The 17,227-nt window shown below is 58.3% G+C and carries 15 protein-coding genes; 7 read left to right on the top strand and 8 right to left on the bottom strand.

Translation table 11 applies throughout. The annotated features are described in order from the left end of the window. The first annotated feature begins 177 nt into the window (after positions 1-177). A complete protein-coding gene (locus tag SLH47_RS18715; RefSeq protein WP_320241625.1) occupies positions 178-966 on the top strand; it encodes a hypothetical protein in 789 nt (262 codons plus the stop codon). Between the two features lie 49 nt (positions 967-1,015). Here SLH47_RS18715 and rpoD read toward each other — a convergent pair whose 3' ends face one another. The 6 genes from rpoD to SLH47_RS18685 all read right to left on the bottom strand — a co-directional run bounded on the left by rpoD (position 1,016) and on the right by SLH47_RS18685 (position 10,100). Then, entirely contained in the window at positions 1,016-3,007 is a 1,992-nt protein-coding gene (gene rpoD / locus SLH47_RS18710) for an RNA polymerase sigma factor RpoD (RefSeq protein WP_320241623.1), read from the bottom strand. Positions 3,008-3,136: 129 nt separating this feature from the next. Beyond that, complete coding sequence (gene dnaG, locus SLH47_RS18705; RefSeq protein ID WP_320241622.1) at positions 3,137-5,098, bottom strand: DNA primase; 1,962 nt, start codon at positions 5,096-5,098, stop codon at positions 3,137-3,139. A 56-nt stretch (positions 5,099-5,154) separates the two neighbouring features. Then, complete coding sequence (locus SLH47_RS18700) at positions 5,155-5,679, bottom strand: sarcosine oxidase subunit gamma (RefSeq protein WP_320241621.1); 525 nt, start codon at positions 5,677-5,679, stop codon at positions 5,155-5,157. After that, on the bottom strand, positions 5,672-8,578 hold the full coding sequence (locus tag SLH47_RS18695; RefSeq protein WP_320241619.1) for a sarcosine oxidase subunit alpha family protein: 2,907 nt from the start codon (positions 8,576-8,578) through the stop codon (positions 5,672-5,674). The genes SLH47_RS18700 and SLH47_RS18695 overlap by 8 nt, the downstream gene beginning before the upstream one ends. Continuing rightward, positions 8,575-8,838, bottom strand: a complete 264-nt coding sequence (locus SLH47_RS18690) for a sarcosine oxidase subunit delta (protein ID WP_320241617.1) — start codon at positions 8,836-8,838, stop codon at positions 8,575-8,577. The genes SLH47_RS18695 and SLH47_RS18690 overlap by 4 nt, the downstream gene beginning before the upstream one ends. Positions 8,839-8,846: 8 nt before the next feature. After that, positions 8,847-10,100, bottom strand: a complete 1,254-nt coding sequence (locus SLH47_RS18685) for a sarcosine oxidase subunit beta family protein (RefSeq protein ID WP_320241615.1) — start codon at positions 10,098-10,100, stop codon at positions 8,847-8,849. A 497-nt stretch (positions 10,101-10,597) separates the two neighbouring features. On the opposite strand from SLH47_RS18685, the gene SLH47_RS18680 reads away from it, so the two are divergent. The 3 genes from SLH47_RS18680 to SLH47_RS18670 are packed head-to-tail and all read left to right on the top strand — an operon-like array spanning position 10,598 to position 13,397. After that, the gene (locus SLH47_RS18680; protein ID WP_320241614.1) at positions 10,598-12,205 is read left to right on the top strand and encodes a Tad domain-containing protein; all 1,608 of its coding nucleotides are present in this window, start codon (positions 10,598-10,600) and stop codon (positions 12,203-12,205) included. Then, the gene (locus SLH47_RS18675) at positions 12,202-12,777 is read left to right on the top strand and encodes a TadE family protein (protein WP_320241613.1); all 576 of its coding nucleotides are present in this window, start codon (positions 12,202-12,204) and stop codon (positions 12,775-12,777) included. Before SLH47_RS18680 ends, SLH47_RS18675 begins: the two co-directional genes overlap by 4 nt. Then, complete coding sequence (locus tag SLH47_RS18670) at positions 12,777-13,397, top strand: hypothetical protein (protein ID WP_320241611.1); 621 nt, start codon at positions 12,777-12,779, stop codon at positions 13,395-13,397. The genes SLH47_RS18675 and SLH47_RS18670 overlap by 1 nt, the downstream gene beginning before the upstream one ends. Here the strand turns inward: SLH47_RS18670 and SLH47_RS18665 are convergent. Both SLH47_RS18665 and SLH47_RS18660 read right to left on the bottom strand, forming a co-directional pair. After that, on the bottom strand, positions 13,394-13,879 hold the full coding sequence (locus SLH47_RS18665) for a hypothetical protein (protein ID WP_320241610.1): 486 nt from the start codon (positions 13,877-13,879) through the stop codon (positions 13,394-13,396). The genes SLH47_RS18670 and SLH47_RS18665 overlap by 4 nt on opposite strands. A gap of 51 nt (positions 13,880-13,930) precedes the next feature. Then, the gene (locus SLH47_RS18660; protein ID WP_320241608.1) at positions 13,931-14,518 is read right to left on the bottom strand and encodes a TetR/AcrR family transcriptional regulator; all 588 of its coding nucleotides are present in this window, start codon (positions 14,516-14,518) and stop codon (positions 13,931-13,933) included. A 77-nt stretch (positions 14,519-14,595) separates the two neighbouring features. Here SLH47_RS18660 and SLH47_RS18655 point away from each other — a divergent pair, with 77 nt between their 5' ends. The 3 genes from SLH47_RS18655 to glpX all read left to right on the top strand — a co-directional run bounded on the left by SLH47_RS18655 (position 14,596) and on the right by glpX (position 17,202). Then, positions 14,596-14,826, top strand: a complete 231-nt coding sequence (locus SLH47_RS18655; RefSeq protein WP_320241607.1) for a hypothetical protein — start codon at positions 14,596-14,598, stop codon at positions 14,824-14,826. A 55-nt stretch (positions 14,827-14,881) separates the two neighbouring features. Then, a complete protein-coding gene (locus SLH47_RS18650; RefSeq protein WP_320241605.1) occupies positions 14,882-16,168 on the top strand; it encodes a homoserine dehydrogenase in 1,287 nt (428 codons plus the stop codon). 68 nt (positions 16,169-16,236) lie between these two features. Continuing rightward, positions 16,237-17,202 carry a class II fructose-bisphosphatase gene (gene glpX / locus SLH47_RS18645; protein WP_320241604.1) on the top strand — a complete coding sequence of 322 codons (966 nt, stop codon included), beginning with the start codon at positions 16,237-16,239 and terminating at the stop codon, positions 17,200-17,202. Positions 17,203-17,227: the final 25 nt, after the last annotated feature.

Raw genomic sequence — 17,227 nt, 5'->3', positions numbered from 1 at the left:
GTTTCGCCGCAAGTTACAGGAATATGGCAACCGGCAAAAGCGGCATTCCCGCGGCGCCGCGAGACAACGTGATGCTCATCGGCCGTGGCCCAAGTACGGCATCGATGATTTCACGCGTGAAGAAAAACTGGGAAGGCCATGTGTTCCCATGAGAATGAATAGAAGGGACTTCGTAACATGCGCTCGATCTCTCTCAGCATGACCGTCTTGGTTACGCTCGCGGCCTGCAGCGGCACTAACAGTGAAGAAGACACAAGCAGCATCGAAGAGCTTGCCGCAGCAACATCGGCACTCACAGGTACGCCAGAAGATGATTTTGCGTTTGACGAGGCCGACAACACAATCAGCATCGCAGGCGATGACGCACTTTCGCCGACAACCAACACGTCCATCTCTGTGCCTGCCAGCTTCGTCGCTTATTCGGATGATATGGACAGCATTCTCGCCATCCGGGGCGTCACGGCCTCCGGAGATGGCGAAGTCGCGATCTACTCTGACGGCAGTGCCGCCCTGACAGGCGCTTTTGCGGCGCGATTGGAGGACACGACAGTGCCAACCGCCGGACGGTTGGTCTATGACGGCGACTATGTCGGCATTCTACGCGACACGGGAACGGGAGATATCACCCATACGGTCACGGGTGTCGCACAACTGGTCGCACACTTTGATGATGGCAACATCTCGGGAAACATCTCGATCAGACGTGCCAGCGAACTGGATGAGACCGAGACGCGCCCGTTGGACACGCTGTTCCTCGATTCTACCGCACTGACAAATGGCGCCTTTGCGGGCACGACTGGTGGCGGCGGGTTCTCCACCAGCGCAGCAGGCGCAGAGGATGGGGTCTATTCCGGCTTGATTGTCGGCAGTGACGGTGATGAGTTGGTAGGCAATATCAATATCAACCACACCACGAATGGCATTGTCACCGGGCAAGAGGTGGGCGCGATCATCGCGGCCGAATGAAAAAAGGCGCGACTGTCCGGTCGCGCCCCTGTCAGATTATCAGATCAGCCTATTGATCGAGGAACGACCGCAGCTTGCGTGACCGGCTGGGATGTTTCAGCTTCCGCAGCGCCTTCGCCTCGATCTGGCGGATACGTTCGCGGGTCACGCTGAATTGCTGACCAACTTCTTCCAGCGTGTGGTCGGTGTTCATACCGATGCCGAAACGCATGCGCAGCACCCGCTCCTCCCGCGGCGTCAGCGAGGCCAGAACACGCGTTGTTGTCTCCTTCAGGTTCTCCTGAATGGCCGAGTCGAGCGGCAGGATGGCGTTCTTGTCTTCGATGAAATCGCCAAGCTGGCTGTCCTCTTCATCACCAATCGGCGTTTCCAAGGAAATTGGCTCCTTGGCGATCTTCATCACCTTGCGGACCTTTTCCAAAGGCATCTGCAGCTTCTCTGCCAATTCCTCTGGTGTCGGTTCGCGACCAATCTCGTGCAGCATCTGGCGCCCGGTGCGCACCAGCTTGTTGATCGTCTCGATCATGTGGACGGGGATACGGATCGTGCGGGCTTGGTCGGCAATGGACCGGGTGATGGCCTGACGGATCCACCAGGTCGCATAGGTCGAGAATTTGTAGCCGCGGCGATATTCGAATTTGTCGACCGCCTTCATCAGGCCGATGTTGCCTTCCTGAATAAGATCAAGGAATTGTAGGCCGCGGTTCGTGTACTTTTTCGCAATCGAAATCACCAGGCGCAGGTTCGCCTCGACCATTTCCTTTTTGGCTTGCCGCGCCTCTTTCTCGCCCTTTTGAACCTGTTGGACGATGCGGCGGAATTCGGTGATATCGACGCCGACATACTGACCGACCTGCGCCATATCGCTGCGCAGTTCTTCGATCTTGGCGGTCGAGCGTTCGATCAGCATCTGCCAGCCGCGCCCCGTCTTCTCGGACATTTCGTCCAGCCAGTTGGGGTCCAACTCGCGCCCACGGTAGGCATCGATGAACTCACGACGGTTGATCCGGGCCTGATCAGCAAGCTTCACCATGCTGGAATCAATCGACATGATCCGGCGGTTGATCCCGTAAAGCTGGTCGATCAGCGCCTCGATCCGGTTGTTATGCAGGTGTAGCGAATTCACCAACTCGACGATTTCTGAGCGCAGTTGCTGGTATTTCTTTTCCTGCTTGTCGGTGAACGATGAATCCTCGTTCAGCGTGGCCGACATCCGCGCGTCCTGCATATCGGACAGGTCGGCAAAGTCGCGGGCGATGATTTCGAGCGTCTCCAGCACGCGCGGCTTTAGCGCCGCCTCCATCGCGGCCAAAGACATATTGGCCTGATCGTCGTCATCGTCGTCTTCATCCTTGGCAATCGGATTGCCGTCGGCATCAAGCTCTTGCGCTTCTTCCTCTTTCGCGGCGGGTGCGGGTGCGGCGCCAGTAACGGGGGCGACAACCGCTTCTTCCTCGCCATCCTCGCCCATCTGGTTACCAAACGTGGTTTCCAGATCGATAACATCGCGCAGTAGGATGTCTTCGTTCAAAAGCTCGTCGCGCCAGATCGTGATCGCCTGGAAGGTCAGTGGGCTTTCGCAAAGACCGAGGATCATCGTATTCCGACCCGCCTCGATCCGCTTTGCGATGGCAATCTCGCCCTCTCGGCTGAGGAGTTCAACCGACCCCATCTCGCGCAGATACATCCGCACCGGGTCATCGGTACGGTCGAGCTTTTCCTGCTCGGCCCCGCCCAGCGCCACTTCGCGTGATCCCGCGACAGTGGCAACCTCGGTACTGCCTTTATTCTCGTCTTCGGTTTCCTCGGATTCTTCTTCCTCGGTCACCTGAATGCCCATTTCGGACAGCATCGACATCACATCTTCGATCTGATCCGACGACACCTGATCGGGCGGCAGCACCGCGTTCAACTGATCATAGGTGATGTAACCGCGTTCCCGCGCGTCGGCGATCATCTTTTTGACCGCGGTCTGGCTCATATCAAGGCTGATATCGCCGTCCTGGTCGCCGTCTTTGCGATCGTCGGTGTCTTTTGCCATGCGTGGCCTCTCATTCAGGTGATCTGCAGCGCCGAAATGATTCGGCTGATTCGATTAAAGACGAATCAACCTATCATTCAGGTGATTCGCAAGAAGGTGGCGATCGCTTTTTACGTTGTGTTGCTTACGTTATGACTTAGGGCGAGCCGTCTTTTTGGCAAAATCGATCTCGCCCAAGAGCTGGTCGAATGCACTCCGCTCTTCCTTTTTCATCCGAGCGCCGTTTTCGCCCACAGCGTATTCGGCCTTATCTTCGTTATCGCCCCGCCCTGCCCGGTCAACGGCGGCAGAGGCTTGTGCAAGTCGCCACGTAACCCCTTCATCTGCAATGCCAGAGAGGTCATCAACCGCATCTTCGATCTCGCGCACCTGCCCGCGCCGCGCGACGATCTTGGCGAATTCTTCTGCCAGACACTGGCGCGCGATTTCCGCATCTCCCGCACGTCGCACGCCCGGACTGATGCGCACATGGTTCTGCGCCAGGAGTTTTTCAAGAGGCGCCGCTCCAAGGGCCTCTTTGACATGGGCTTGCAGATCCGCTGTGCCCATATGCCGCAGGATCAAACGCTGAACATCCGCATGCAATGGGTCAGCGCTGTCGAGTTGTTCAATTGCGGTTTCAAATTCCGGCGCAACATCGGGGTTGAAGATCAGCGTGGCGAGGATCACGGCCTCGCGCAGATGGTCTTCGCTGGCAGCGCCTGTTCCCAACGCCGATGCCTTGCTGCTGGCGGCAGGTTGGATCGTCTTTTTCCAAGGATCACGCCCCGCGCCATATCCGTTTTTCGCGCGCGCGGGTCCTGTCTTCGGACGAGCAAAGAGCGCCCAGCGCATGTCCTTGAGCGTCTGGTCATAGTAGGCGCGGATCGACGGGTCCTTGATCAGCGTCGTTCGGTCGCGCAGCGCTTTTTCCAGCGCGGCCTTGCGCTCAGGGCTGTCAAAGCTGCGCCCTTCAGTCTCGCGCCGCCACAACAGCGCGACAAGCGGGATCGCTTGATCAAGCAGCTTGTGCATGGCCGCTGCACCCTGGCTCTTGATCAGGTCATCGGGGTCGAGCCCCTCCGGCATCAGCGCAAAGCGCAAGGATTTGCCCGCCTCAAGCATGGGCAGCGCGATATCGATCACCCGCATCGCCGCGCGCAGACCCGCCGTATCGCCATCAAGCGCGATGATCGGCTCATCCGCCATCCGCCAAAGCAGGCGTAGCTGATCCTCGGTGATCGCTGTGCCCAAAGGGGCAACAGTGGCGGGAAAGCCCGCCTCGGAGAGCGCGATCACATCCATATAGCCTTCGGCCACGATCAGCGGTGCTTCCTTGCCAGCTGCCGCGCGCGCGGGGCCGTGGTTGTAGAGGCTACGGCCCTTATCGAAGAGCGGCGTTTCAGGCGAGTTGTAGTATTTCGCCGGGTGGTTGGGATCCATCGCGCGACCGCCAAAACCAATGGCACGGCCCCTTGCGTCGCGGATCGGGAACATGATCCGCCCCCGGAACCGGTCATAAGGCGCACCACCCCGGTCGCTTTCAGCGGCAAGACCCGCAGCGATCACATGTTCCCGCGGCACGCCTTTGCCTGTCAACGCAGCTAGCACCCCACCCTGCGCCGGGGCAAAGCCAATCTGCCAGCGCGCTTGTGCCTCTGCGTTCAAACCACGCCGCACAAGATAAGCGCGCGCCTCGGACGCCGCGCTCGTCTGCAATTGCAATTGATGCCATTTAACCGCCTGTTCCATCACCTCAGCCAGCATCGTGCGGTGATCCGCCTTGGCCTGGGCTTGTGGGTCGCGTTCAGGCATTTGCATACCTGCCTCGGCGGCGAGGATTTTCACGGCTTCCATGAAGTCCACATTCTCGGTCTCACGCACAAAGGTGATCGCGTCACCCTTCGCGTGGCAGCCAAAGCAGTAGTAGTAGCCTTTCCGGTCATCGACGTGAAAACTCGCCGTCTTTTCCTGATGAAACGGGCATGGCGCCCATAGATCGCCCTTGGCCTGGTTGGACTTGCGGCTGTCCCATATCACCTTGCGCCCCGCGACCTGCCCTAAGGACAGCCGAGAGCGCAATTCATCAAGAAAACCGGGTGGGAGACTCATGGTGGAGTGAGTTGTACAACAATTGTGGTGCCGACACTATCGGCGATCATATTGTGTCACCCGCGGCGCGCCGCAACCCCGCGTGCTGCGATTTCCAGCTCATGCACCAGCGTGCCAGCCATGGATCGCATAGCCATGATCTCGAACGCGTGCTTTCCGGTTCGGCTGATCGCCACATGCATATGCCCCAAAAGAGTGCGGGCGATCTGACCTTCGCTGAAATGCGCCCCGCGCAGATCGATGGGGACAAGCCGCGCAAGGACATCCTCCGCATCTTCGCCCGAAATCGTCACGATGGCCCAGGCATCCGTTTGATCCGTCACCGCCGCTCCATCCAGCGTGACTGCAGCCATAACCAGCCATTGATTGTGACCGAACCACAAAACGGGGCCAGCGCGTTGATTAACTGACGTAAGTAGCGCCCCGACCTGCGATTTGAGTTGATTGGAAACAGGGGCCTCCTGTCCCGCAAAAGGCGCGACGGATGTGATGGTGTCGGCGACAACTTCGGAGATCTCAACGCCGCCAACGGCCAGCGGCAACCGCGTGTCACACGGGGTTTTCGCAATCAAACTAACCACGTGCGCGCCCTCCACTGGGGTCAAAGAAGACCGGATCACAGACCTCCGCCAGCGTCTCAACCTCACGCAGGTGATCGACCATGCGCACCGTCTCGCCATGGCGGCTGCGCCCGTGGGACAGGAAGCCCAGGCCCAGATGCGTCTCCAGCGTCGGAGAGTAGCAGACCGAGGTCAGATACCCCTCACTATTAATCCGGATCGCGCGTGCGCTCTGCTGGAACAGATGCCCGCCTGCCATCAGTGGCTCGGACGGCGTGATCGGCTTGAGCCCGACAAGCTGTTCGCGGGCCGGATCAATCAGACCGGGGCGCGCAGCGGCGGCCTGCCCGATGCAATCCTTCTTGCGGCTGATCATCCTGTCCATGCCGATATCAAAGGCCGTCGTGCGCCCATGGATTTCCGCATGGGTGATGAAGCCTTTTTCAATGCGCAGCACATTCAGCGCCTCCATCCCGTAAACACCGCCGCCCATGCTCTGCGCTTGCGCGCTCAGCAGCCGGAACAGGCTTTCGCCATAGCGGGAAGGTACGGCGATCTCATAGGCATGTTCGCCAGAGAACGAGATCCGGAAGAGCCGCCCCTGCACCCCGCCAACCGCAATGGCGCCACACGCCATAAAGGGCCAATCGTCGTCTCCGATGGACTGATCCACTAAAGTGTTGAGCAAATCCCGCGCGCGCGGCCCTGCGACCGCAAACTGCGCCCATTGCTCCGTCACCGAGATCACGCGCGCATTCAGGTCGGGGCGCAAAACCTGCAGCACAAATTCCAGATGGCGCATGACTTGTCCTGCAGCCGCTGTCGTGGTCGTCATGACAAAATGCTGCTCGCCCAGCCGCGCGGTCGTGCCGTCATCCATGACATGCCCATCTTCGCGCAGCATCAAACCATAGCGGACACGCCCCACCTTCAGCGTCGAGAACGTGTTGGCATAGACGAAATCCAAAAGGGCCGCGGCATCCGGCCCCTGAATGTCGATTTTACCCAGCGTAGAAACATCACAAATGCCAACGGCATTCCGCACGTAGCCCACTTCGCGGTCGCAGGATTCGCGCCAATGCGTTTCTCCCGGCTGTGGGAAATAGCTTGGCCGATACCACAGCCCGGCTTCAATCATCGGCGCGCCTTGGGCAACACTCGCGGCATGCGAGGTTGTCAGCCGCTCCGGCGCAAAACCCTTGCCCTGGCCGCCCGCGCCCATCGCGGCAATCGGGACCGGTACATATGGTGGGCGGAATGTGGTCGTGCCAGTCTCGGGGATGCCGCGCCCGGTTGCGTCGGCGAGCACCGCCAAGGCGACAACATTCGACGACTTCCCCTGATCCGGCGCCATACCCTGGGTTGTGTAGCGTTTCATATGCTCGACAGAGCGATAGTTCTCTTGCGCGGCCAGCTTGATGTCCTTGACATGGACATCGTTCTGGAAATCGATCCATTTCCGCCCCTTGCCCGGCACCGCCCAAAGCGGGCTGATCGCATAGGCATCATCATCTGCAGCCGGAAGATCAACCTTGGGCTTGAACCCCAGTTCACTCGCAGCTTCTGAGCCTGCCTCAGCCCCCTCCTTCAGACAGCCTGCGGTGCTGAATGTCCCGCGACAGGCACCCGCGGTGAGCATTCCGGGAATACTGTCGGGCGTTGGGACAAAAGATGCAATGCTCTCATCCCATACTGGCCGCCCGTTCATATGGCAGGTCAGGTGCAAGGTCGGGTTCCAACCGCCTGAGACGGCGAGGCAATCGGTCAGTATCCTGCGTGTACCACTCGCCTGCGAAATTGTAATGCTTTCAAGCGCATGCCGCCCTTTTGTCGCTACAACCGTTGCACCTGTATAGACCGGAAAATCGCCTTCGACTTTCACGTCCCCTCGACTGTCGATCAAGGCAACCACGCGTATGCCGGCGGCATCCAGATCGCGCGCGGTGCGGTGGGCGTCATCATTGTTACCAAAGACCGCAACGCGCCGCCCCGGCACGACCCCCCAGCGGTTGACATAAGACCGCACGGCGCTTGCCATCATGATCCCGGGCCGGTCATTGTTGGGAAAGGCAATGGGGCGCTCAAGCGCACCAGCACACAAGATCGCATGTTTGGCCACAATGCGCCAGAAACAGACCTGCGGTTTCCCTTCATCAGACGGCCCCGCAACACGCTCAAGCGCGCCATAGGTGCCCTGATCATAGGCTCCCGTCACAGTTGTGCGTGTCATGATGCGAACATTCGGCAGCGTCGAAAGTGCCGCGAGGACATCGGCAACCCAGTCGGCACCGGGCTTGCCGCCAACATCCTCCACCTCGCGCAAAAGCCGTCCGCCAGGTGCCGTGTCCTCGTCAACCAGGATCACATCGGCACCAGCGCGCCCGGCGGTCAGCGCGGCCATCAGGCCTGCGGGGCCACCACCGATAACCAGTACATCACAAAAAGCGAACGCCTTTTCATAGTGATCCGCGTTACTCTCGCCGCTCAGCGCGCCCAGACCCGCCGATCGGCGAATAACGGGCTCGTAGAGCTTCTCCCAAAACGCGCGCGGCCACATGAATGTCTTGTAGTAAAAGCCCGCTGCTAGGAATGGCGATAACAGGTCATTCACCGCCATCAGGTCATAGCGCAGGCTGGGCCAGGCATTCTGGCTGAACACCTCCAACCCTTCCGATACCTCCAGGGTGGTCGCCCGTACATTCGGTTCCTGTGCGGCACCGCGGCCTGCGGTCACCAGCGCATTCGGCTCTTCTGATCCCGCCGACATGATCCCGCGCGGGCGGTGATACTTGAATGAGCGCGCCACCAGCTTGATGCCGTTGGCGAGAAGTGCTGCGGCAACAGGCTCTCCCGGCACGCCCTTGACGGGTCGGCCATCAAAGGTGAAGGTCACTGTCTTTTCGGGTTTCTGTAATCTCATCGCGCAACCTTCTCGGCCAGTTGCACATCATGGATTTCATGCGTCACGGTATCGCGCTCAACCACAAGCCAGGCGCCACAGCCACCTTCGTGACACCACAGGTCGCGGGTGCGGCCCGCCGGATTGTCGCGGTTGTGCAGATAGTCATCCCAAGCCTCCGCGCCGGCATCAACCGTGGGCCGCTGCAAAGCAATCGCATTACCGACATAGTAGAATTCCCGCCGGTCGCGTTCACCGCAATTGGGGCATTTGATCCGCATGTCTGTCCCTAGTGCAAATTGTGCTGAGAGCCGGTGCCCTCTTCATCCAATAGCCCCCCCCCTGTGCGGAACCGATCGAGCCGGAAACGCGCCGCCGGTTCATGATGCTGCCCCGTCGCCATCAGATGCGCGAAGCTGAAGCCAGAGCCGGGCACCGCCTTGAACCCGCCATAACACCAGCCGCAATCGATAAAGAGCCCATCGATGTGGGTCTTGTCGATGATGGGCGAGCCATCCGGCGTCATATCCATGATCCCACCCCAGGACCGCAGCACCCGCGCCTTGCCAATCATGGGCATCAGGGTCATGGCCGCTTCCATCACATGTTCCTTCATCGGCAGGTTCCCACGTGCCGCGTACGAGGCGTAGAAATCGAGATCACCACCAAAAACCAGCCCGCCCTTGTCAGACTGACTGATATAGAAATGCCCCATGCCAAAGGTCACCACATGGTCGATGACCGGTTTCAGCCCTTCGGTGACAAAGGCCTGCAGCACATGGCTTTCAATCGGCAGCCGCATGCCCGCCATCGCTGCCACCTGACCGGACCGGCCCGCGACGACAATGCCCACCTTCTTGGCCCGGATCGCACCGCGCGTTGTTTGAACGCCCTTGACCACGCCACCTTCGATATCAATGCCGGTGACCTCGCAATTCTGGATGATATCGACGCCGCGCTGATCCGCGCCCCGCGCATAGCCCCAGGCCACCGCATCGTGCCGGGCCGTGCCACCGCGCGGATGATAGAGGCCCCCATAGATCGGGAACCGCAGATTGTCGAAGTCGAGATAGGGCAGTATGCGGCGCACGCCGGCGGTGTCGAGCAGGATCGCGTCGTCACCCTGATTGATCATCGCGTTGCCCCGTCGCGCAAAAGCATCGCGCTGCGCGTCAGAGTGGAACAGGTTGATGATGCCACGCTGAGAATGCATGGCGTTATAGTTCAGGTCCTGCTCCATCCCTTCCCATAGTTTCAGAGAATGGGAATAGAATTCGGAGTTGCCCGGCAGAAAATAGTTGGCGCGCACGATGGTCGTGTTTCGCCCCACATTGCCGCCACCGATATAGCTCTTTTCGAGTACCGCTATATTCGTCAGCCCATGCTCCTTGGCGAGGTAATAGGCTGTCGCCAGCCCATGCCCGCCGCCGCCGATGATGACGGCGTCATACTCGGCCTTTGGCTCTGGATCACGCCAGGCTTGTTGCCACCCCTTCTGGCCGAACAGCCCCTCTTTGATCACCCGAAAGCCGGAATACCGCATTGCCCGTCCTCTTGCCTGACTGGACCGTAACAGGGCGCAGGGTGGTTTGCATGGTCACTTTTCGACAAACAACGGATAGCCGACGACCTTTGCTGGCACGATGCAGTTGCCGTAGCAGATCACTGCCGGATCGAAACAGTGAGGCTTCAACGGCAGAATCAAGGTACAGATTCGCACCTCAAAACCCGTCGTTCGCCTTCAAGTTGCCGCAATGCCGATTCTATCGCGTCATGATCGGCGAGTTATTGCCTAAAAAAATGCAAGGATTTGAGTGAATTAGCCGCCGTTTTAGATGAACGCAGGATGAATTTGTTTCCGTTTCACCAACAATTATTGGTATGACTGCAAAAATGTTTGGCAATTTAGTTACAAAGCGCGGTAACGCCACGGTAGCTGCCTAATTTTTGCCACAGCAAACTGGTTTTCATGATACATCGTTTTGCACGATTATTAGGCGTTCAGCCTGCGCTGCTAAATCGCTGCCATGGGGTAATATGATGAAAAGACGGATGTCTGTGCATATCTCGAACAACGATCGGCCCAGTTTGCGGGTAAGATACCTGCGTCAGTTTGGACGCGATGAAGAAGGCGGCGTGATCGTTCTCACGCTGCTGCTTCTCGTGCTCATGCTGGTGATGGGTGGCATGGCCGTCGACTTCATGCGCTTTGAATCGCGGCGCGTTGTTTTGCAGAATGTGACGGACCGTGCCGTGTTGGCAGCAGCGGAACTTGACCAGCAGCTTGACGGTGAGGAGGTCATTCGGGGCTACTTCCGCTCAGAAGGCCTCGAGGACACGTTAAAAAAGCCGATTCAGATAAACAACACGCCCGGCAGCCGGACTGTAACGGTCGAGTCCGAGCTCGACATGAGCACCTTCTACACGAAGTTCATCGGCCTGGAAGAGTTGACCGCGCCTGGTTTTGCGCGCGCGATCGAAGGAACAGGCAACGTTGAGATTTCTCTCGTTCTGGATATTTCCGGCTCGATGGGAACAAGTGTCTCGCAGGTAGACGGTTCAAGTGGTACGCGCATGAGTTTGCTCCGCGACGCTGCCGAGAACTTCGTAGCAACGCTTCTCATCCCCGAATACCAAGACGAGATATCATTGTCGCTGGTGCAATACTCTGCAAACGTCAATATCGGCGAAGGTATTTATCGCGCACTCAATACGACCCCCGACAGTATTCTCAGCAACGATGAGTTAATCGATACATCTGATATTCCTGCGCTTCAGGATCTCGCAGACGACAGCAGCAACGACTTCGATCAGGGTGATCTCGACACGCTGCTCGACGGCATCGTTACGAACCCTTGGCGGTGCGTGGAAATTCTGCCGTCTGAATTCGCGACGACGGTCTTTGACACACAGCGAACATACACCCAGTTGGCACGCCTGGATGACCGCAGTTCGACATCAGAATTCACAGGTCCTCTCTGCCCTGAAGCGGATCCGGTAAACAACCGGGACCCAAGTATCATTGCACTCACACAAAATGCTGCTGAACTCACACAGGTAATCCGTAATCTTCAGCCCACACGGACCACGTCTATTCACCTTGGCATGAAATGGGGTGTGTCGTTGCTTGATCCGTCCATGCGTTCACTCTTGGCGAACGTACCAGGGGTTGATCCCGCGTTTGCTGGCATCCGTCCATTGGACTACGAACAGACCGCAGCGGCCGAGGATTCCAAAAAGTATGTCATCCTGATGACTGACGGTGAAAACGTGGCGACACGTCATGTCAAGGATGACACTTGGGCTGATCCATTTTGGCGCCGGACATTTACAAATTATCCTTACAGATATTGGTACAACAATGTGAATGATCACCCCGAGGGCCTACGCCCTGGCTGGAGCGGTGTGACAGAGTACCCAAACAACGCCTCGCAGCAGGATGTTTGGCTGCAGCAGATCTGTTCTGCCGCGCGCGACCGCAACATCGTTGTATACACGATCTCTATGGGCGCTCCGGACAATGGCGCGAACCAAATGAAACAGTGCGCGTTTACGGAAAATTACTACTTCGATGCTGAAGAAACAGCGATCGATGACATCTTCCAGAACATCGCGCGGCAAATCACGGCATTGCGGTTGAGCCAATGAGGGCATGGGCTGCGCACATATCACATGCGTGGCGTCGCTACCGCGCGGCCGAAGACGGGACCGTTACACTTTCCTTCGTGCTCGTGTTCCCCGTCTTCATGTTCATCTTTTTCATGACCGTGGAAAACGGCATCATCAACTTGCGCAAGTTCATGGTTGAGCACGCCGTTGACCGCGCGGTCCGGGAAGTGCGTGTCGGCACGATGATTGATCCCGATGCCGACGATCTGCGTGACCGTATTTGCGAAATCATCGAAGTGATTCCGAATTGCCAAACGAATCTACGGATCGAAATGACGCGCAACGATGTACGCAACTGGCAACCCATCGGCAACGCAGCGCGCTGTGTGAACCGCGAAGATCCGAACGATGGCGACGACATCTTTTTTGACGAATTTGGCAACAACGAACTGATGTATCTGCGGATCTGCGCGCGTGTCGATCCCTTTCTGCCGACGACAGGTATCGGTCTGCGACTTGTCGAAGATGCCGATGCTGCAGCTGGGCGTTCCTACGCGATCGTCACCAGCGCTGCTTTTGTGATTGAACCATTCAGAGCGGAAGATGAATGATGAGAACGCCTGAGTTTTTGAACCGTTTTCGTCGCGACGAAGACGGCATCATCTCAATTGAACTGCTGTTTGCAGTGCCGATACTTCTTTGGACATTGATGTCGACCATGATCTATTTCGACGCGTTCAAGGCACAGACAGTCAGCACACGTGCGGCATTGACTGTTGCAGACATGATCAGTCGTGAAGAACAGTCGCTTTCGCCAGCATATCTGAATGGTACCCGCAACCTTCTGAGGACATTGTCATCGGTCGATGACGACCCTGATTTTAGGCTCACCATTTTCCGTTTTCGTGACGCGCAAAACGACGTCGTAATCAACTGGGGCGAGCGTCGTGGTTACAATCAAGACTTAACGCAGAACGAACTTGATCAGTTGTTCAACGATGGCCGGATCCCGCCGATGTCCGATGGCGAAGTGGGTATTCTACTTGAGACGAGCACAATGTACCGCCCCATCGCAAACACAGCATTCCTTGGGCCTTTGTCGAATGGTGGCACGGATGCAAATGATGAAATTGAGTTCACGACGTTCACAATCATCAAGCCACGTTATTCGCCGGCCGTTTGCTTCGACCCGACACCGAACGATCTCGATAACGGTGATACTGTCTGCTAATTGCTTCGTTGATTTAGCCGAAAGGCAATCTGTTCGGCCATGAATTTGGCTTGACCTGCAGATGTGACGCCACCGACACCAACACGGCGACCCAAACGCCACCAAAGCCCCGGTGCCCAGCCCCGGGGCATTTTTGTATCCATGACCAACGTAAAGCCATTCGACGGTTTGAAAGCAAAAACGCCACGGTCGACCGCCCTAATCTCGTCCATTGTAGCCAGCACAGTACCAGCGCTATCGCGGATATCGGTCGCCGTTAGATCGATGCGCAATAGCGTCGCTCGGCGCAGTCGTTCAGCGAGCCAAAGCGCCCCAATCCCAAAAGCCAGCAAGAAAACAAGCCATCCAATGGAAGGCGGGTGCGCAAGCGCGGTGTAGAGAACCAGAATTCCCAGCGCAAAGAGTACTGCATAGGCGAAGATGCGTCGCGCTGGCGAGGCATGAACACTGGCATAGACGCCGTTTTCGTCAGGTTGAAACATCTTGTCCCGATCTTGCCGCTCTCTGCAAACCCCACTCGCCCCGCATGCGCTCTACGCGGCAACTGACTTGCGCACCATGTCCCAATAGATTGCTTCGATTGCAGTGATATCCAACGCGCCGCCATCCCGGTACCAATGGCTGAGCCCGGTCAGCATGGCAATGATCGCCCGCGTCGCCACGCGCGTATCAGCAACCGCAAAGACGCCTTCGGCTTCGCCCTGCCGTAGGATCGCCTCAAGCGCGTCTTCATAGTCGCGACGCATCCGCTCAATCACCGAGAAATTCTCGGGCGAAAGGCTGCGTAACTCCATGTAAGACACAAAAACCTGATCCGGGCGCGGCAAATGAAAACGGATATGAAAACGGGTAAACGTCTCAAGCTGGCTAACCGCGTCGCCCTGCAGATCGACCGATTGAAGTGCTGCCAGCAACTCCGCCATATGCGCCCGCATCATGTCAAACAACAGGCTCTGTTTGTCGGGCGTGTAGTTGTAAAGCGCACCCGCCTGGACCCCAACCTCCGACGCAATCTGCCGCATCGAAACCGCTGCAAAGCCATGTTCCGCAATCAGCCGTAGCGCTGTGTCCAGCACCCGGGGGCCAGTAATATCGGAATGTGAACCTTGTTTGCGCGCCATGACTTTCACTTAACTGAACAATTGTTCAATTGAAAACCCCCTTGCCCCTTCTGCACAGCACTGCGTACCTTGCCGCCATGCGATACGTCTTGATCTCATTGCTGGCGCTGGCAGCCTGTGCGACCTTCCCTGACCTTGACGACAGCATCACCGATGCGGCGCGTGAGGCCCCCTACCCCTCATTGGAACCCCTACCATCAGAACCCTTTCTGGACCCTGCCACAGACGTTTCACTGGAAGACAGGATCGCCGCGTTAGAGGCACGCGCAGCCCGTCTGCGTGAGGTCGAGATCGGCGCGTTGCAGTAACCCCGCCTATTCGATACTACCCAAGCGGAATGCATGACAGGAATAGGACGGCCGGATGACTTCACCACTTCGCCTTGGGATCGCGGGTCTTGGCACTGTGGGTGTCGGCGTCGTCCGCATCGTGCAAAAACATGCCGAACTTTTGGAAGCGCGTGGCGGTCGCCCCATCGCCATTTCGGCAGTATCCGCCCGGTCCAAGACCAAGAACCGCGACGTTGATCTGTCTGACTACGCGTGGGAAGATGACCCGGTGAGCCTCGCGCAACGCGATGATGTCGATCTCTTCATCGAAGTGATGGGCGGTCACGAAGGTCCAGCCAAAGACGCAACCGAGGCAGCCATCGCTGCTGGCAAGGATGTGGTGAGTGCCAACAAGGCGCTGCTGGCTATCCACGGACAATCATTGGCAGAAATGGCCGAGGCGGCGGGCCATTTGATCCGGTTTGAAGCAGCGGTGGCCGGGGGCATCCCCGTCGTGAAAGCTCTGACTGAGGGACTGGCTGGAAATGACATCACCCGCGTCATGGGCGTCATGAATGGCAGTTGTAACTATATCCTGACGCGCATGCAGGATGCGGGCCTCAGCTACGAAGCAGTTTTCGAAGAAGCCAATCAGCTTGGCTACCTTGAGGCGGACCCCGAACTTGACGTGGGCGGGATCGATGCGGGGCACAAACTGGCGTTGCTGTCCTCCATTGCCTTCGGCACGCAGGTTGATTTTGACGCGGTCGAACTGGAAGGGATCGGGTCTGTCACAATCGAAGACATCAACCAGGCCGCTGATATGGGCTACAAGATCAAACTGCTGGGCGTGGCTCAGTTGACCGGGCGCGGCCTAGAACAACGCATGTCGCCCTGTCTCGTACCCGCCACCTCTCCTTTGGGCCAGTTGGACGGTGGCACGAACATGGTTGTCCTAGAAGGCGATGCCGTCGGCCAAATCGTATTGCGTGGCGCGGGCGCGGGCGAAGGCCCAACCGCCAGCGCGATCATGGGTGATGTCATGGACATTGCCCGTGGCTTGCGCATCTCGACCTTCGGCCAACCTGCCGCACAACTGCGCAAGGCCCGTGCCGCCCGTGCCGCCGTACCGGCACCCTATTATCTGCGCATGCAGCTTTTGGACAAACCTGGTGCGCTGGCCAAAGTCGCCCAAGCGCTGGGAGAGGCGGGTATTTCCATCGACCGGATGCGCCAATACGGCCATGATGACACGATGGCCCCGGTTTTGATCGTGACCCATAAGACCACCCGCACCGCCCTTGATGAGGCGCTTGCCGCATTTGCTGGCACTGGTGTTGTCACCGGCCAACCTGTCGCCATCCGGATTGAGGCGGTTTAGCGCAAACAGTCTTGTGACTGTCATGTGGACAGGTTTTAGGGTGAAGAACGTCAAAAAAGGACCAATCCATGTCAAAGCCCCACGACTTTAACGACCGCAGCCTGTCACTGGGCCTGGCCCGCGTCTCCGAGGCCGCCGCCATTGCCTGTGCCTCGCTCATCGGACGCGGCGACGAAAAGGCCGCAGACCAGGCCGCGGTGGACGCGATGCGCAACCAGTTGAACCAGTTGGATATTGCCGGGGTGGTTGTTATCGGGGAGGGTGAGCGCGACGAGGCCCCGATGCTGTACATCGGCGAGGAAGTCGGAACCGGCACTGGCCCCGGCGTTGATATTGCGCTCGACCCTCTTGAGGGGACGACACTCACCGCCAAGGACATGCCGAATGCGTTGGCAGTCATCGCGATGGGGCCACGCGGCTCGATGCTGCATGCCCCTGATGTCTATATGGAAAAGTTGGCGATTGGCCCCGGCTTTCGCCCCGGCGTCGTGACACTCGATATGTCCCCGGCAGAGCGTGTGTCGGCCCTTGCCGCGGCCAAGGGCTGTTCAACGAACGATATCACCGTTTGCGCCCTTGAACGGCCAAGGCATGAAGACATGATCGCGGAAATCCGCAGTACCGGTGCCGCGATCCGACTCATCACCGATGGCGACGTGGCGGGTGTGATGCATTGCGCGGAACCGGATCTGACCGGCATCGACATGTATATGGGCTCGGGTGGCGCGCCGGAGGGTGTGTTGGCCGCCGCTGCGCTGAAATGCATGGGCGGGCAGATTTTTGGTCGCCTGATGTTCCGCAACGATGATGAGCGTGGGCGCGCCAAGAAGGCGGGGATCACCAATTTTGACCGTGTTTATACACGCGATGATATGGTCACGGCGGACGTCATCTTTGCGGCCACCGGCGTGACGGACGGTTCTCTTGTGCCGGGGATCAAGCGCGAGGTTGGTTTCGTGACGGCTGAGACGATCCTGATGCGTTCCAAAACCGGTTCGGTCCGGCGCATGATCTATCGCAACCCCACTAGCTAAACCGCGAACAGCAGCATATTGTGGC

The organism is Cognatiyoonia sp. IB215182 (genome assembly GCF_033963905.1).
Classification (GTDB): Bacteria; Pseudomonadota; Alphaproteobacteria; order Rhodobacterales; family Rhodobacteraceae; genus Yoonia.
This window is presented reverse-complemented; position numbering and strand designations above follow the sequence as displayed.

What these genes read in the sequence shown, in the direction of transcription:
- SLH47_RS18715 (WP_320241625.1), top strand. Translation starts at nt 178, where the DNA reads ATGCGCTCGATCTCTCTCAGCATGACCGTCTTGGTTACGCTCGCGGCC.
- rpoD (WP_320241623.1), bottom strand. Translation starts at nt 3,007, where the DNA reads ATGGCAAAAGACACCGACGATCGCAAAGACGGCGACCAGGACGGCGAT.
- dnaG (WP_320241622.1), bottom strand. Translation starts at nt 5,098, where the DNA reads ATGAGTCTCCCACCCGGTTTTCTTGATGAATTGCGCTCTCGGCTGTCC.
- SLH47_RS18695 (WP_320241619.1), bottom strand. Translation starts at nt 8,578, where the DNA reads ATGAGATTACAGAAACCCGAAAAGACAGTGACCTTCACCTTTGATGGC.
- SLH47_RS18690 (WP_320241617.1), bottom strand. Translation starts at nt 8,838, where the DNA reads ATGCGGATCAAATGCCCCAATTGCGGTGAACGCGACCGGCGGGAATTC.
- SLH47_RS18685 (WP_320241615.1), bottom strand. Translation starts at nt 10,100, where the DNA reads ATGCGGTATTCCGGCTTTCGGGTGATCAAAGAGGGGCTGTTCGGCCAG.
- SLH47_RS18680 (WP_320241614.1), top strand. Translation starts at nt 10,598, where the DNA reads ATGAAAAGACGGATGTCTGTGCATATCTCGAACAACGATCGGCCCAGT.
- SLH47_RS18675 (WP_320241613.1), top strand. Translation starts at nt 12,202, where the DNA reads ATGAGGGCATGGGCTGCGCACATATCACATGCGTGGCGTCGCTACCGC.
- SLH47_RS18670 (WP_320241611.1), top strand. Translation starts at nt 12,777, where the DNA reads ATGAGAACGCCTGAGTTTTTGAACCGTTTTCGTCGCGACGAAGACGGC.
- SLH47_RS18665 (WP_320241610.1), bottom strand. Translation starts at nt 13,879, where the DNA reads ATGTTTCAACCTGACGAAAACGGCGTCTATGCCAGTGTTCATGCCTCG.
- SLH47_RS18660 (WP_320241608.1), bottom strand. Translation starts at nt 14,518, where the DNA reads ATGGCGCGCAAACAAGGTTCACATTCCGATATTACTGGCCCCCGGGTG.
- SLH47_RS18655 (WP_320241607.1), top strand. Translation starts at nt 14,596, where the DNA reads ATGCGATACGTCTTGATCTCATTGCTGGCGCTGGCAGCCTGTGCGACC.
- SLH47_RS18650 (WP_320241605.1), top strand. Translation starts at nt 14,882, where the DNA reads ATGACTTCACCACTTCGCCTTGGGATCGCGGGTCTTGGCACTGTGGGT.
- glpX (WP_320241604.1), top strand. Translation starts at nt 16,237, where the DNA reads ATGTCAAAGCCCCACGACTTTAACGACCGCAGCCTGTCACTGGGCCTG.